This window comes from Bradyrhizobium sp. SZCCHNR2028 (genome assembly GCF_032380995.1).
Taxonomy (GTDB): Bacteria; Pseudomonadota; Alphaproteobacteria; order Rhizobiales; family Xanthobacteraceae; genus Bradyrhizobium.
Map to the genome: position 1 here is coordinate 75,412 of NZ_JAUHJF010000014.1, position 15,906 is coordinate 91,317.

Sequence of the window (15,906 nt, forward strand, 5' to 3'; positions counted from 1 at the left end):
GCGGTCTATGCGATGTCCTGAATGCGCTTGATCATTTCTTGGTACTTCGGACCGTATTTGTCCCAGACCGGCTTCACGGCCTTTTGGAACGGCGCCTTGTTGGCGATTTCGACGATCTCGGAGCCACCGGCCTTGGCCTTCTCAATCGCTTCCCGCTCGTAGGCCTTCCAGAGTTCGCGCTCCTCCATCTGCGCTTCGCGCGCGAACTTCTTGATCAAGGTCTGGTCGTCGGTCGACAGGTTTGCCCAGGACCGCTTCGAGAACACGAGGATTTCCGGAATGACGAGATGCTGGGTGAGCGAATAGTACTTCGCTGCCGTGTAATGATTGCTGAAGACGTAGCTCGGCGGATTGTTTTCGGCCCCGTCGATCACGCCGGTCTGCAGCGCGCTGAAGACCTGATCGTAGCCCATCGCGACGCCGTTGCCGCCAAGCGCGTTCATCATGTCGATGAAGATGGGATTGCCGATCACACGGATCTTCAGCCCCTTGACGTCCTCGACCGTCCTGATGGGCTTCCTGGTGTTGTAGATGCTGCGCGCGCCCGAATTCATCCAGCAGAGTGCGACGAGATTTGCGCTGGCATTGGCGCTGACGCGGTCCAGAAGGTCCTGACCGATCGGACCGTCCATCATCTTTTCAGAATGTTCGATGCTCTTGAACAGGAAGGGCATGTTGACGACGTTGACGTCGTCGACGATCGGGCCGAGCGCGCCGGCGCTGACCCGCAGCATCTGGATCGCCCCGATCTGGGTCTGCTCGATGGTCTCTTTCTCGCCGCCGAGCTGAGCGGAGGGATACATCTGGATCGACAGCCTGCCGTTGGTTGCCGTTGCAAGCTTTTTGCCGAGGTTTTCTGTTGCTGCAACCGTCGGATAACCCGGCGGCTGAACGTCGGATGCCTTGAACACCGCCTTCGATTGCCCAAGGGCGGCCGAGATCGGCGGCAGCGTTGCAACGCCCGCAAAGCCCACGCTCAATCTGATGAAATCGCGTCTTTTCATGGCGTCTCTCCGACGGAATGATCGTGTCGCCGCAAGGTTCGATGCGATCATCTCGTTAGCTTGGTTGATCGAAATACTCTGGATTCTTGGTCTGAATTTCAGAGATGTCGTCGAGCAGGCGTTCCAGATGACTCGCCATGGCAGCCCGGGCACGATCCGGATCGCGCCGCTCGATGGCCTGAAGGATTGGTTCGTGCTCTGCGATCACTTCGGCCATCCGTCCGATCTGCGGCAGGGTCAGTCGACGATAGCGGTCGACGTGAACCTTGACCTGAACGATCAGTTTCCAGATCCCGGGATAGCCCGCGACCTCGGCGATGCCAGCGTGAAACATCTCGTCTGCCTGATGGAAGGCTTCGCGATCCTTTGCGGCACAGGCCTCGCGCTGACGTTCGAGGGTCGCATGAAGGTTGAGCAACTGGCTCGATGTCGCATGCTCGGCGGCCATCCGAGCGGTGGTCTCTTCGAGAGACTTTCGGATGATGATGGTCTCGGGGAGTGCTGCGACCGGAATGCGCGAGACGAAGATGCCGGACTGCGGAAAGATCTCGACCAACCCTTCATCCGAGAGTTTCAGAATGGCCTCGCGGACCGGTGTCCTGCTGACACCATAGGTCGTCGCAATCTGCGCTTCCGAGATCGGCTCCCCCGGCAGGCGCACGAGCGACACGAGTTCGGACCTGAGATCGGTGTAGATGCGTGACGCTGCTGTCGCGCCGCGGGGCCGACCATTGCGGCGCATGCGGGCAACCACAGGCCGTGGCGCTGGGGCCATTTTCCTCGGGGCTCGACTGGACATGTGCGTTTCCTCAACTGATATATTAATATATGAAGCTGGCTTTGCAATCGAAATTGCCGGTCAGCTGAGGGCTGGGCATGGTGCGCTGCGACGTAGATCGTTCGCAGGTGAGCGCCCCCGAGCGCGCAACAGAAGCCTATCGTCTTTTGATGCAGTCTTCACCTTGCCCCTGGCGGCGGATCGGTTGTTGTCGATGGTGACTTGCCGCGTCCAGAAACAGGCCCAACGTTTGCGGTGGAGCAGACACGCACGAATCTTGTTCATGCGAATGCCTCGCGAATGCTCTCGGCGGACGCATTCTTTGGTGCTACGAATCGGGCATGAACCAGCAGACTCGGGTCGACATCCGCCATTCCACCTGCCCGCACGATTGTCCGTCGGCCTGCGCGCTCGACGTCGAGGTGCTCGATCGAAAGACGATCGGCCGCGTTCGCGGCTCGAAACGGCAGACCTATACGGCTGGCGTGGTTTGCGCCAAGGTCGCGAGATATGCCGAGCGGATTCATCATCCTGAGAGGCTGATGCATCCGATGCGTCGCGTCGGCCCGAAAGGCTCAGGGCAATTTGCACGCATCTCCTGGGACGAGGCGTTGGACGTGATCGCCGAGCGGTTTCTCCAGGTGGAGCGCGACTTTGGCGCTCAGTCGGTCTGGCCATATTATTACGCGGGCACGATGGGTCTCGTGATGCGCGATGGCCTCAACCGTCTCACCCATGTGAAGAAGTACTCGCGGTTCTACTCGACGATCTGCGCCAATGTCGCGCGCATCGGCTTTGCCATCGGCACCGGGAAGATTGCCGGCGTCGATCCGCGGGAGATGGCGCTCTCGGATCTGGTCGTGATCTGGGGCACGAACCCGGTGAACACGCAGGTCAATGTCATGACTCATGCGGCGCGCGCCCGGAAGGAACGAGGCGCCAAGATCGCGGCGATCGATGTCTACGACAATGAGACCATGAAGCAGGCCGACATCAAGGTCATCCTGCGACCTGGGACCGACGGCGCATTTGCCTGCGGCGTGATGCACGTGCTGTTTCGCGATGGCTATGCCGACCGCGCCTATATGGAGAAGTACACGGATTGTCCTGCCGAACTCGAAGCGCATCTGGAGACCCGGACGCCGCAATGGGCATCGCAAATCTCTGGCGTTCCCGTGGCCGAAATCGAGGCGTTCGCCCGTCTGGTCGGAGAGACGAAGCGGACCTTCTTCCGACTGGGTTATGGTTTCACTCGCAGCAGGAACGGCGCGACGCAGATGCATGCGGCATCGTGCATTCCCGCGGTGACCGGCGCCTGGCAGTATGAGGGAGGCGGAGCCTTCTTCAACAACGCGGCGCTGTGGCATTTCGATGAATCGATCATCGAGGGCCGTGATGCCGTCGATCATTCCACCCGCTTTCTCGATCAGTCGCAGATTGGGCGTATCCTCACCGGGGATCGAGCAGCGTTGTGCGGCGGTCCGCCGGTCAAGGCGATGCTGATCCAGAACACCAATCCGATGACGGTGGCGCCCGAGCAGGAGCTGGTTCGCAACGGATTTGCGCGCGAGGATCTTTTCGTCGCGGTCCACGAGCAGTTCATGACCGAGACGGCGCAGATGGCGGATATCGTGCTGCCCGCCACGATGTTCATGGAGCATGACGATCTCTATTACGGCGGCGGCCATCAGCACATTTCGATCGGACCGAAGCTGATCGACCCGCCCGGCGAGTGCCGGTCCAATCATGAGGTGCTGCAGGGCCTGGCGCGCCGGCTGCGGGCGGTGCATCCGGGCTTCGAGATGTCGCCGCGCGAGCTGATCGATGCGACGTTGAAGAAGAGCGGCCATGGCGATATCGCCGGGCTCGAGGCCGATGTCTGGCGCGACCTTCAGCCGGACTTCCGCACCTCGCACTATCTCGACGGCTTCGCGCACAGCGACGGGAAATTTCACTTCAAGGCCGACTGGGCGCATCCACTATTCGGCCGCGTCATGGGCAATCCTGAACGCATGCCGTCGTTGCCCGACCATTGGGCGGTGACCGAAGAGGTCGATCAGCAGCATCCGTTTCGGCTTGCGACCAGCCCCGCGCGCTCGTTCCTCAACACCTCCTTCAACGAGACGCCATCGTCGCAGGCGCGGGAAGGGGGACCCTCCGTCATGATCCATCCGCTCGATGCAGCCCCGCTTGGCATTGTCGACGGCGATATCGTCACGCTCGGCAATGAGCGTGGCCAGACCTCGCTTGCGGCCCGGCTGTTCGACGGAGTCCGGCGCGGGGTGCTGATCGCCGAATCCATCCATCCCAATCGCGCCCATGTCGGGGGGCGGGGCATCAACGTGCTCACCGCTGCCGACACCGTCGCGCCGATCGGGGGCGCGGCCTTTCACGACAACAAGGTCTGGCTGCGCAAATCGGCCGGGTGACGCCGACCTGGACGGGTCATCGAAAATATTTTTTAGAATCAATGGCTTGATGTCATGCTTTGGTGTGCTGGCCGCGGCCGGGAAGACTTCGTTTACCCAATCGCTCCGCCTTACCGAATCCTCTTGAGCGTCGCTCATTTTTGCGATATCTATTTTGAGCGTTGCTCAAAATAGAAGGAGTGATCCCATGCAGGTTCTCAGCTTTCGCGGTCCGCAGCTTTTTCCCGTCGTCGATCTCCAGCCGTTGCTGAACGGTTTGGCTCGGGCTGCGTCTCACCTTGTGGCGGCACGCGTTGAGCGCATCGCCAACGCCTGTGACGTTGCCGGCCTGCTGGCCGCGCGGCGCGCAAGGCGGGTGCCCGGAGACCGGCTTTTTCGCGCAGCTGTTCGCGAGGGACGCCGGCCTCGCCGCGGCGGCCTGTTCGGCTGCTTCCACTACCTGAGTGAGCTGAGCTGACCACGGCTCAAATCCCCGGCTCAAACGCAAGGAAGCGGTCACCATGTCCTCGCGTCCCATAACCTCCGTCCAGCTGCCCTCGGTCTGGATAAGCCTTTTGCACACGACCTTCGGGCTACTCTTCGTGCTGGTCGGCGGCCAACAACAGAACGGCAGACCGCATGACCGCGTCTAACAGGGTGCGTCACCGGCATCACCTCATTTCATCACCAACCTTCAAGACTCTTGTCATCCTTGCGGCCGAGCCGCCGCAGCACACCAGGAAACGACCATGATCAAGCAGTTGATGTCGTCGCGCCGTTTTGCCCCGCTGTTCTGGGCGCAATTCTCCTCGGCGCTGAACGACAACGTCCTGAAGAATGCGCTCGTCATCATGCTGCTCTATGGCGCCATGGCCGTGCATGGCGATGCGCTGGTGACCGTGGCCGGTGCGGTGTTCATCTTCCCATTCTTCATTCTTTCGGGACTCGGCGGCGAGTTGGCCGACAGGTACGTCAAGGGCATCGTCGCGCGCAGGCTGAAGTTCGCCGAGATATTCGCTGCCGGCTTCGCGGCGCTGGGTTTCTTCATGCATTCGATCCCGCTGCTGTTCGTCGCCCTCGGCATGTTCGGTGTCATCGCCGCGCTGTTCGGCCCGGTGAAATACGCCATGCTGCCGGACCAGCTGACGGTCGGCGAGCTCGCCACCGGCAATGCGCTAGTGGAAGGTGCGACCTTCATGGCCATCCTGATTGGCACCATCGCCGGCGGCCAGCTTGTCTCCGGCTCCTCGCACATGGGCTGGGTCGCTCTCGCGGTGATCGGCCTTGCCGTCATCTCCTGGGCCTCCGCCTCGCGCATCCCGCACACGGTGCCGTCCGCGCCGGATCTACGGATCACAGCCAACCCCTGGACCTCGACCTTGCACCTTCTGAAGTCGTTACATGCCGCGCCCCGGCTGTGGGACGGCATGGTGATCGTGTCCTGGTTCTGGCTGGTGGGTGCCGTCGTGCTGTCGCTGCTGCCGGCCCTGGTCAAGGACGTCGTCGGCGGTACCGAGGGCGTCGTCACCCTGTGTCTCGCCATCTTTGCGGTCGGCATCGCGATCGGCTCGCTGTTCGCCGCGCATCTTAGCCACGTCAGGCCGAACCTCGCGCTGGTGCCGATCGGCGCCATCATCATGGGCGTGCTCGGCCTCGACTTGTCCTGGGCGATCGGCACGACGGAGATCGCGAAGGGAATCACGCCGCTGGGATTCATCGGCTCCTGGTCAGGCTCGCGCATGCTGTTCGATTTCGCCTTGTTCGCCTTCGGCGGCGGCCTCTTCGTGGTTCCTGCGTTCGCCGCTGTGCAGGCGTGGTCGGAGCCCACCGAGCGCGCCCGGGTCATCGCCGCCGGCAACGTGCTGCAGGCCGCTTTCATGGTGGTCGGCTCGCTGGGCGTGGCTGGCCTGCAGGCTGCAGGCGTCTCGATCGCCTGGATCTTCTTCGGTCTGGCCTTGGCGAGCTTCGGCGCCGTCTGGTTCGTGCTCACCAAATGGGGCAGAGAGGGCGTGCGCGACTTCGGCGCGATGCTGTTTCGGGCCTTGTTCCGCACCGAGGTGCGCGGGCTGGAGAACCTGCCGCCGGCCGGCACCCGCATGCTGATCGCGCCGAACCATGTCAGCCTGATCGACGGCCCGCTGCTCCACGCGGTGCTGCCGATCGATGCGACCTTCGCCGTCGACACCGGGATCTCCAAGGCCTGGTGGGCGAAGGTCTTCCTGAAACTTGTGAGCCACATCACGATCGACCCGACCAAGCCGCTCGGTGCTCGCGATCTGATCAAGCTGGTCGCCAGCCAGGAGCCGGTGGTGATCTTCCCGGAGGGCCGCATCACGGTGTCGGGCTCGCTGATGAAGGTCTATGACGGCACCGCGATGATCGCCGACAAGGCCGACGCCGTCGTGGTGCCGGTCCGCATCGAGGGCGCGCAGCGCTCGCATCTCAGCTATCTCAAGGATGGCCAGATCAAGCGCTCGTGGTTTCCCAAGGTGACGGTGACGATCCTGCCGCCGGTGAAGCTCACCATCGATGCGGCTCTCAAGGGCAAGACCCGCCGCAATGCAGCTGGCGCTGCGCTGCAGGACGTGATGATCGAAGCCATGGTCAAGAACGCCATGCTGGATCGGACGCTGTTCGAGGCGCTCGCCCATGCCCATCGCGACCACGATACCGGCAAGGTGATGATCGAGGATCCGCTCGGCACCAAGCTGACCTATCGCAAGCTGCTGCTTGGCTCGCAGGTGCTCAGCCGCAAGCTCGAGCAGGGCACGATGGTGGGCGAGAACATCGGCCTGTTGCTGCCGAACTCCGCCGGCGTCGCCGTCGTCTTCATGGCGCTGCAGTCGATCGGCCGCGTGCCGGCAATGCTGAACTTCTCCGCCGGCCCGGTGAACGTGCTGGCGGCGATGAAGGCGGCGCAGGTCACGACCGTTCTGACGTCGCGGGCCTTCATCGAGAAGGGCAAGCTCGACAAGCTGATCGCGGCGATCGAGGGGCAGGCCCGTCTGGTCTATCTCGAGGACGTCAAGGCCTCCGTCAGCTTTGCCGACAAGATCAAGGGTATGATCGACGGCACCAAGCCGCGCGTCGGCCGCAATGCCGACCACCCCGCCGTGATTCTGTTCACGTCCGGCTCCGAAGGCACGCCGAAGGGCGTTGTCCTGTCCCATCGCAACATTCTGGCGAATGCTGCGCAGGCATTGGCGAGGGTTGACGCCAACGCTAACGATCTTGTGTTCAATGTTTTGCCGGTGTTCCACTCCTTCGGCCTCACCGGCGGCATGATGATGCCCATGTTGGCGGGCATCCCCATCTATATGTACCCGTCGCCGCTGCACTACCGGATCGTGCCCGAACTGATCTACCAGACCGGCGCCACCATCTTGTTCGGCACCGACACCTTCCTGACTGGTTACGCGCGCTCCGCCCACGCCTATGATTTCCGTACCCTGCGGCTGGTCATCGCCGGCGCCGAGCCGGTCAAGGACCGGACACGGCAGATCTACATGGAGCGTTATGGCATCCGCGTTCTCGAAGGCTATGGCGTCACGGAGACCGCGCCGGTGCTGGCGATGAACACGCCGATGGCCAACCGTGTCGGCACCGTCGGCCGCCTGTCGCCGCTGATGGAGTACCGGCTCGACAAGGTGCCGGGCATCGAGGAGGGCGGACGCCTCTCGGTCCGCGGCCCCAACGTCATGCTCGGCTATGTCAGAGCCGAAAATCCGGGTGTGCTGGAGGCATTGCCGGAGGGCTGGCACGACACTGGCGACATCGTCACCATCGACGCGCAAGGCTTCATCACGATCAAGGGCCGCGCCAAGCGCTTTGCCAAGATCGCCGGTGAGATGGTGTCGCTGACGGTGGTTGAGCAGATTGCCGCGACGCTATGGCCGCAAGCGGCATCGGTCGCAGTCTCGATTCCCGACCAGCGCAAGGGCGAGCGCATCGTGCTGATCACGACGCAGAAGGATGCCGAGCGCTCCGCGATGCAGCGCCAGGCCAAGGCGCAAGGCGCGCCGGAGCTGGCGGTGCCGGCCGTCGTGATGGTGGTCGACAAGATCCCGCTGCTCGGTTCTGGCAAGACCGACTATGTCGGCGCCAAGGCGCTCGCCGAGGCGAGTGCGGCAACAGCCACGGTCGAGCGTGAGCCGGAAGAGCGGGAAGTCGCGTGATTGCATCGCTGCGCCGGCGTTCTCAGCACATTGGCCCCCGCGACGCGGGGGTCGTCCTGCTGCATGGAATCGCCGGCCGATCATTGATGCTGCGTCCGCTGGAAAAGCGGCTGCAGCGAGCTGGTTTTGCGACGTTGAACCTCGACTATGAAAGCCGCAAGAAGCCGCTCGAGTTTCTTGCCGAGGACATCCGTCCGGCGATCGCCGATTTTGCCGCCGGGATCGACGGCCCGATCCACTTCGTCACCCATTCGATGGGCGGCCTGCTGGCACGGGTCGCGATCGCGAAGCATCGGCCGGCGCGGCTCGGCCGTGTCGTCATGCTGGGAACGCCCAATGGCGGCAGCGAGCTCGCCGACCGGCTGCAGAATGTCGGGCTCTATCGCACCTATTTCGGTCCGGCCGGCCTGCAGCTGGTGACGGCGAAAGACGTCACGCTCGCCTCTCTGCCGCCCGCCGATTACGAGATTGGTGTGATCGCCGGAAACCGTTTCCTCGATCCGATCGCCGGCCTGTTCCTGCTGCCATGGCCGAACGACGGCCGTGTCTCGGTCGAGAGCTGCAAGCTCGCCGAGATGACGGACTACACCGTGATCAAGGCCTCGCATATGGGCCTGCTGGTGCATCCGACGTCGTTCCGGCAGACCATCGCTTTCCTGCACACCGGACAGTTCGATCCAGCGCGTCCGCGGCTGCACGGTGTCATCGCCGAGATCGGCCGCCGCGCGGCCAGCTGACGCAAGTTTTCCTTGCCCGCGGCGGCTATCCCGCGACAATCTCGCATCCAACATCAAGCAACGGGCAAGGCGATGACCGACGACAGCGTGATTCTCGACAAGCGCGGCCAGGCCCTCTGGATCACCATCAATCGTCCAGAGAAGCGCAACGTCCTCAATGGCGACGTCATCGCCGGGATCTCGCGCGGCTATCGCCAGGCGCATGACGATCCGCAGGTTCGCGTGATCGTGCTGACCGGCGCGGGGGACAAGGCGTTCTGCGCCGGCGCTGACCTGCAGAACTCGGGCGCGGCCTTTGCGATGGATTTCTCCCGCCCCAATGTCGACTACGCCGATCTGCTCAGGCTGTCGCAGAATGCCACCAAGCCTGCGATCGCGCGCCTTGGCGGCGTCTGCATGGCCGGTGGCATGGGGCTGTTGTGCATGACCGACATGGCGGTCGCGGCCGATCACGTCATCTTCGGCCTGCCGGAGGTCAAGGTCGGCGTGTTCCCGATGCAGGTGCTGAGCCTGTTGCAGAGCATCGCGCCACCGCGACTCGTCAACGAATGGGCGCTGACGGGCGAGCCGTTCGATGCCAAGGCTGCACAGGCTGCGGGGTTGCTCAACCATGTCGTTCCCGCCGCCGAGCTCGATGCCAAGATCGAGTGGCTGATCGGCCGCATCGTCGACAAGTCGCCGACCGCCATCCGCCGCGGCAAATACGCCATGCGCGCCATCGCGTCGATGTCGTTCGACGAGGCGATCGCCTATCTCGAAAGCCAGATCGCGCTCTTGGCGATGACCGAGGACGCCAAGGAAGGCCTGAAGGCGTTCGCCGAGAAGCGCAAGCCGGTGTGGCCGGGGAAGTAGCGCGCGGCAGGTGGATCGCTTGACGGCGGCTCTGTTGTTCCAGCTGTCATGCTCCGCGAAGGCGGAGCATCGCTCGTTCCTCGGCTAGCGCGCAGCTTTACGCGCGCCTCGGGGACCCAATTCCCGGCGCTCGTTCATGCACAGGCCAAGCGCTCTGAGCGGGATCCATCGGATCGTGGGTGACGAGATCAAGGATCTCGTTGTTGGCGAAGCCGATCGCCATTGGTCGTATCACGTCTGGCACCACGCCCAGATCGTAGAATTCGGCTACCGCCCCATCAATCCGAAACCAGTTTTCGCAGACACCGGTGTCGAGATTGATCAATTGGATTCCGCACCACGGTTCGGAATCGGTTTCGGCCAACCTGCGATCCAGTGCGAGACCCTCGAAACGCTCATAGCGAGGTTTCGACAAGCCAACGAAGGCATAGTTGCCGAAGAACGCGAGCCCGCGCACGAAGCCGGGACAGAATGCCAGAACGTGGAACGTCGCGCCGGCTGCTGAACGCTCGATCCACCCGATCTCCCCTGTGCCCGAGTTGAGCACCCACAATCTCCCGCGATAGAGCCGAGGGGAATGAGGCATCGAGAGACCATCGATCACTATCTCATTGGAGTGCACGTCGATGACGATGCCGCCATCGGAACGACGGTCGCGCCAGCCGTCGACGGTGTCCGATCTGCTGATCGCCGTAACGTAGCGCGGGGCGCCGTCTTCGATGGCAAGTCCGTTCAGATGACATCGGTCCTCCTTGACGATCTTCGAAATGAAGGAAGGCTTCCACAGCGGCGTGAAGCTGTGCCGTTCCGATGTAGAGGCAAGACAATTGTAAAGCGTGTTGACGAAGACGATGCGGCCGTCGCTCAGCATCCCCACGTCATGAACATCGAGCTCGCCAGTGGTGAAGATCTGGCGCGGGACATAACAGGCATCGTGCAGATCGTTGATCTGCTGCCCGGGCGCAAGTACGTTCCTGAATCTCAAGATCTGGAACATCGTGGCGAGCAGGATCGTATCGCTGTCCACGACGCAGATTCCCATGGCCTTGTGAAAGAGGCGCTCGTGGACCAAGAGCCCGCCGTCGGCATTCTGACCCAGGAAATAGAATTTGCCGGATTGATAGGACGAACCCGCGATGGCGATGCGCTGAGAACCAAGAAAGCCGGGCAGTCCGGGTGACATGGAATACCGAACCGCTTCACTGCCGGCCTGGCCAACCTGTTCCGCGGGAAGGCGTACGCAAGTTCGATCGGCTGGCAGAATCTCGTTTGATTCGAATGTCGGTACGTCGTCACGACGGCCCATGGATGCTTCTCCAAACGGCGGTGAATCCGACAAGAGGCAGGCCTCTTCAGCGCGGCCTAGGAGAGTGCCTCGAAAGACGGGAACGGCTTAAGACTTTTTGGTCGATGTGCCATCATCTTCTGGTTGTCCAGTAATTCTTGACATATAAAGGTTGAGTTTCCCAGCCCAAAGGAGGAGGGCGGCGCTTGTCCGACAGGTTTCCATGCCGGCAGTTGGTGCTGTCGTCTTCGATGCTGGTGGGCGCAGTTTTCGGCTATAGCCGCCGGATCTACGCTGCTTGCGCCAATGTGGGCGGTTCCAATTGGGAATGCTCGGCGGCCAGCACCGCCCAGACGATTTCGGGCGCCAACGCTCACGTGACTGCGCTATCGGGATTCCGCATTACGACGGTCTCCTCGAATGCTCTGACGATCACCGGCGCCGGCAACCTTTCATACACCGATACGAACTTCTCTCCGTTTACTGCGACCGCCGGCAACGGACTCAATATGACGACGACAGCCGGCGTTCCGGGCAGCATCACAGTGAATACCAACGGTGATATCACCGCCCTCAACTACGGCATTCGGGGCCGCAACCAGGGCACCGGCGCGCTCAGCATCACGACCAACGGCGATGTCGTAAGCACGGGCACAACCTCGGTATCGCGGGGAATCGTGGCGATCAATTTCGGCACTGATCTGACCGTGACAACCGGCGCAGGCTCCAACGTCCGCGGCGCGCGCTACGGAATTCTGAGCCGCAACTACGGCACTGGATCGACGACCGTGACGGTCAACGGTGACGTCACGGCCGCCGGCACGACCGGCAGCGATTTCGCTCTTCTCGCGAGAGGGAACGCAGATGTCACGGTGACCACAGCCGCCGGAACTACCGTGAGCGGCCAGGAGAGCGGCATCTTCGCGCGGAGCGATGGCAATGGCGCGGTAAAGATCGCCGTCGCTGGCGACGTCACAGGAACCAATACGACGGGCATATATGCGAGAAGCGGAACGAGCGGATCAATTGCGATTACGATCGGCGCCGGAAGCCACGTGACCTCGAATGGTACGGGAGCGGATAGTTTCGCCATTGATACATCGAGCTTCGTCGTCAGCCCTACCACTCTCACTGTGGCCGGTACGCTAGATGGCGGTGCGGGCGGCGCCGTTCGGTTTCATGGTTCGACGAACCGGCTTGAGCTTTATCCAACCGCTGCGATCAACGGCAACGTTTTCGGCGGCGGCAGCGACACCCTTGCACTGGGCGGCACTGGTACAGCGAGCTTCAACGTCGCAACAATCGGTGCCGGCCTGCAATACCAGGGCTTCGGGACGTTTCTCAAGGAGGGCAGCAGCCACTGGACGCTTACCGGCACCACTCCGCTCATCTCCAGCTTTACCGTGAATGGCGGCCTGCTCGAGGTCGACGGAAACATGCCAAGCACCTCAGTCACAGTGAATAGCGGCGCACTGCAACTCGGGAATGGCGGCAGCGCCGGCTCGATCGGCGGCAACGTCAACGACAATGGCATCTTCGCGATCAATCGTTCCGACAGCTACACGTTCGGCGGCATCATTTCGGGCACCGGGACATTCCAACAGCTTGGCTCCGGCACCACCATCTTCTCCGGTGCGAACACTTATACCGGCGGCACCATCGTCAGCGCGGGCACACTGCAACTCGGCAATGGCGGTACCAGCGGCTCGATCGTCGGCGACGTGATCGACAACGGAATCTTGGCCTTCAATCATTCCGACGGTTACACCTTCGGTGGAACGATCTCAGGCTCTGGTGCCCTCGAGCAAAACGGCAGTGGCACGCTCGTCCTGAGCGGGCATAGTAGCTACACAGGCCCGACGTTCATCAACAGCGGGATACTGGACGTCACAGGGGAGCTCGCATCGACCGTGTTCGTCAACTCCGGGGCCCGGCTCATGGGCAATGGCACGATCGGCGGCCTCGCTGTCGCGAGCAGGGGAGTCGTTTCTCCAGGCAATGCGATCGGGACGCTTAATGTCTCTGGCGACGTATCCTTTGCCTCTGGCTCCACCTACGAAGTCGAGACCAACGCGTCCGGGGCGGCAGACCGGATCGTGGCGACCGGCACGGCAAGACTCAATGGCAATGTCGTCGTCCTGCCGCAGAACGGTGCCTATGCCTTCCGTACCACCTACAGTATCCTCAATGCCGCCGATGGCATCAGTGGTGCCTTCTCTGGGGTGAGCAGCAACTCTGCGTTCCTGTTTCCCAGCCTGAGTTATGATGCCAACAACGTGTTCCTCTCGTTGACTCAGTCGACGTTCTTTCCGAGCGTCGCGCGGACGGCAAACCAGCTGGCCGTAGCCACCGCTCTCCAGGAGAGCTCGCCGGATAGCCGGCTCTTCGGCAGCGTGATCTTCCAGACAGCGCCCGGCGCGCAACAGGCGTTCGACGCGCTGTCGGGCGAACTTCATGCCAGCGCACGGACGTCCCTCGTCGAAGACGGTTATTTCGCCCGGGACGCCGTCCTCGGACGCTTGCGTCAAACTTCCTTTGAGGACCGTTTTGGGCCGTTTGCGAGTTTCGGCTCCGGTGGTCCAGCCGTGATCTACGGCGATGTCGATCTATCCTCGCCGAAGCATCTGGCCTACGCCGCCGATACGGACAGGCGCATTCTCCACACCGGCAGCATTCCGTCGTCGGCCAACGCGTCCACATCGCGGGATATTGGCTGGTGGGCTCAGGGAGTGGGGGCTTGGGGCATGGCTCATGGTGACGACAATGCTGCTGGTATGAGCCGACGCCTGAGCGGTTTCTTCAGCGGAGTAGATGGGCGGCTGGGCGACAACTGGCGGGCAGGCGTCGCGGTCGGCTACACCAATTCGAGGACGAGCATCGATGCCCGTGCGAGCTCGGCCGATATCGATAGCGCATATCTAGCCGTCTATACTGGCTTTGACGTGGGTGCCTGGAACGTCCGCTCGGGGGCACTTCTGAGCTTCAGCACGATTGGGAACGCTCGCTCGATCAGCTATCCGGGTTTTTTCGAACGGGCGACCGGGCGTTATGGCGCGTTCAGCTCACAACTATTTGGTGAGATTGGTTATGATCTGAACCTCGCGGATGCTCTTGTGGAGCCATTTGCAGGTTGGTCCTGGATCCATCTCCATACCAATGGCTTCGATGAGGCCGGTGACGTCGCCGCACTTTCCGGCTCATCGCGCGAGGAGGACGTAGGTTATACGACGATCGGAGCGCGCGCGTCGGCGCTGATTGCATTATCGGACGGAATGGCGCTCAAGCCGTCAGCATCGCTCGCTTGGCAACACGGTTTCGGCCAGCTCAAGCCGGAAGACCACCTGCTTTTCAGAAGCACCGGCGCTGCATTTGACATTGCAGGGCTGCCGCTCGCTCGGGATGCCGCCCTGGTGCAGACCGCCCTGGATCTGCGCACAAGCGCCAATATTGTCATGGGAGTGTCCTATCGCGGCAATCTTTCGAAGAGCAGCCAGGATCATTCGATCGAGGGGCACATCAAAGTTCAATTCTAGCTCTATCTGGGGAAAGATATCCGGACAGCGGATGCGCGAGGCGATCAGCGTCTCATCGAGACCTGCCTATCATTTGGCTGCGAATGCGCAGCGCACTTTGAGTACCGCCTGGCTTGTCCTTGCAGCAGATGAACAGCGTGCTTGGACGATCATCATTCGAGACTGAAACCTCACAGCAGTATTGGCCACGTAGGTTGCCCTGAGGTTCGCGCGGCGTCATGATTGACGGATGGTGCGGCATTCGGATCGAGGGGAACATGACACGACCCGCCGGACATCCCGACGCTGATGGCCTGCACATCCGGCCGATGCGGCCGGACGAGATCGGGCTCGCGATCGACTGGGCGGCAGCCGAGGGGTGGAATCCCGGATTGTCCGATGCGACGTGCTTCGCAGAGGTCGACCCCGACGGCTTCCTCGTCGCCGAGCGCGACGGCGTGCCGGTCGCGACCGTGTCCTGCGTGAACTATGACGACCGGTTCGCCTTTCTCGGATTCTACATGGTGCGTCCCGAGCTGCGCGGGCGCGGCTACGGCTTGCGGCTCTGGCAGGCGGCGATGGCGCATGCGGGATCGCGCATTGTCGGACTCGATGGCGTGGTCGCGCAGCAGGACAACTATCGGAAATCCGGCTTCAGCTACGCGTATGCCAATATCCGCTACGGGGGACGATCCGCCGCCTTGCTGCAATCGGCGGATCGATCAGGTATCGTCGCTCTTGCCGATGTGCCGCTTTCCGACATCGAAGCGTCAGATGCGACCGTATTTCCCGCCCCGCGCCGGGCATTCCTGCGGGCCTGGATCGACACGCCCGGTCATGTCGGCCGGGCGCTGATCCGCGACGGTACGCTAGCCGCCTGGGGTGTGATCCGTCCGTGCCGTGCGGGCTACAAAATCGGTCCGCTGATTGCGGAAAAGCGTGCCGATGCCGAGGCCGTGGTGTCGGCGCTGCTGAGCGCAGCCGGCGACTCCGAGGTGTTCCTCGACGTGCCCGCGATCAATCCGGAGGCGGTGGCGCTCGCCGAGAGCCTCGGCCTGAAGCCGGTGTTCGAGACCGCGCGCATGTACACCGGGCCGATCCCGCCGCTCCGGATCGACCGGGTGTTCGGTGTCACCACCTTCGAACTCGGCTAAC

General features: G+C 62.4%; 10 protein-coding genes. 7 read left to right on the plus strand and 3 right to left on the minus strand.

All coding sequences use genetic code 11. The features are described 5' to 3' along the window. Nucleotides 1-5: 5 nt before the first annotated feature. The gene (locus QX121_RS21480) at nucleotides 6-1,004 is read right to left on the minus strand and encodes a TRAP transporter substrate-binding protein (protein WP_315812969.1); all 999 of its coding nucleotides are present in this window, start codon (nucleotides 1,002-1,004) and stop codon (nucleotides 6-8) included. 55 nt (nucleotides 1,005-1,059) lie between these two features. Beyond that, nucleotides 1,060-1,746, minus strand: coding sequence for a GntR family transcriptional regulator (locus tag QX121_RS21485; RefSeq protein ID WP_315756124.1), 687 nt, complete (start codon nucleotides 1,744-1,746; stop codon nucleotides 1,060-1,062). A gap of 377 nt (nucleotides 1,747-2,123) precedes the next feature. On the opposite strand from QX121_RS21485, the gene QX121_RS21490 reads away from it, so the two are divergent. From QX121_RS21490 to QX121_RS21510, 5 genes are all read left to right on the plus strand, one after another. Continuing rightward, on the plus strand, nucleotides 2,124-4,211 hold the full coding sequence (locus QX121_RS21490; protein ID WP_315812970.1) for a molybdopterin oxidoreductase family protein: 2,088 nt from the start codon (nucleotides 2,124-2,126) through the stop codon (nucleotides 4,209-4,211). 187 nt (nucleotides 4,212-4,398) lie between these two features. After that, nucleotides 4,399-4,668, plus strand: coding sequence for a hypothetical protein (locus QX121_RS21495; RefSeq protein ID WP_315812971.1), 270 nt, complete (start codon nucleotides 4,399-4,401; stop codon nucleotides 4,666-4,668). Between the two features lie 271 nt (nucleotides 4,669-4,939). Continuing rightward, nucleotides 4,940-8,365 carry an acyl-[ACP]--phospholipid O-acyltransferase gene (locus QX121_RS21500; RefSeq protein WP_315812972.1) on the plus strand — a complete coding sequence of 1,142 codons (3,426 nt, stop codon included), beginning with the start codon at nucleotides 4,940-4,942 and terminating at the stop codon, nucleotides 8,363-8,365. Beyond that, nucleotides 8,365-9,102 (plus strand): esterase/lipase family protein, encoded by a 738-nt coding sequence (locus tag QX121_RS21505; protein WP_315782895.1) that lies wholly within the window; start codon nucleotides 8,365-8,367, stop codon nucleotides 9,100-9,102. The genes QX121_RS21500 and QX121_RS21505 overlap by 1 nt, the downstream gene beginning before the upstream one ends. Nucleotides 9,103-9,174: 72 nt before the next feature. Then, nucleotides 9,175-9,954: an enoyl-CoA hydratase/isomerase family protein gene (locus QX121_RS21510; RefSeq protein ID WP_315812973.1), complete on the plus strand. Its 780-nt coding sequence runs from the start codon at nucleotides 9,175-9,177 to the stop codon at nucleotides 9,952-9,954. Nucleotides 9,955-10,051: 97 nt separating this feature from the next. Here the strand turns inward: QX121_RS21510 and QX121_RS21515 are convergent, their stop codons facing one another. After that, on the minus strand, nucleotides 10,052-11,260 hold the full coding sequence (locus QX121_RS21515) for a TIGR03032 family protein (protein WP_315812974.1): 1,209 nt from the start codon (nucleotides 11,258-11,260) through the stop codon (nucleotides 10,052-10,054). Between the two features lie 185 nt (nucleotides 11,261-11,445). Between QX121_RS21515 and QX121_RS21520 the strand changes: the two genes are divergently transcribed. Both QX121_RS21520 and QX121_RS21525 read left to right on the plus strand, forming a co-directional pair. Further along, a complete protein-coding gene (locus QX121_RS21520) occupies nucleotides 11,446-14,772 on the plus strand; it encodes an autotransporter domain-containing protein (protein ID WP_315812975.1) in 3,327 nt (1,108 codons plus the stop codon). Between the two features lie 257 nt (nucleotides 14,773-15,029). Next, a complete protein-coding gene (locus QX121_RS21525) occupies nucleotides 15,030-15,905 on the plus strand; it encodes a GNAT family N-acetyltransferase (protein ID WP_315796569.1) in 876 nt (291 codons plus the stop codon). The last annotated feature ends 1 nt before the right edge of the window (nucleotide 15,906 follow it).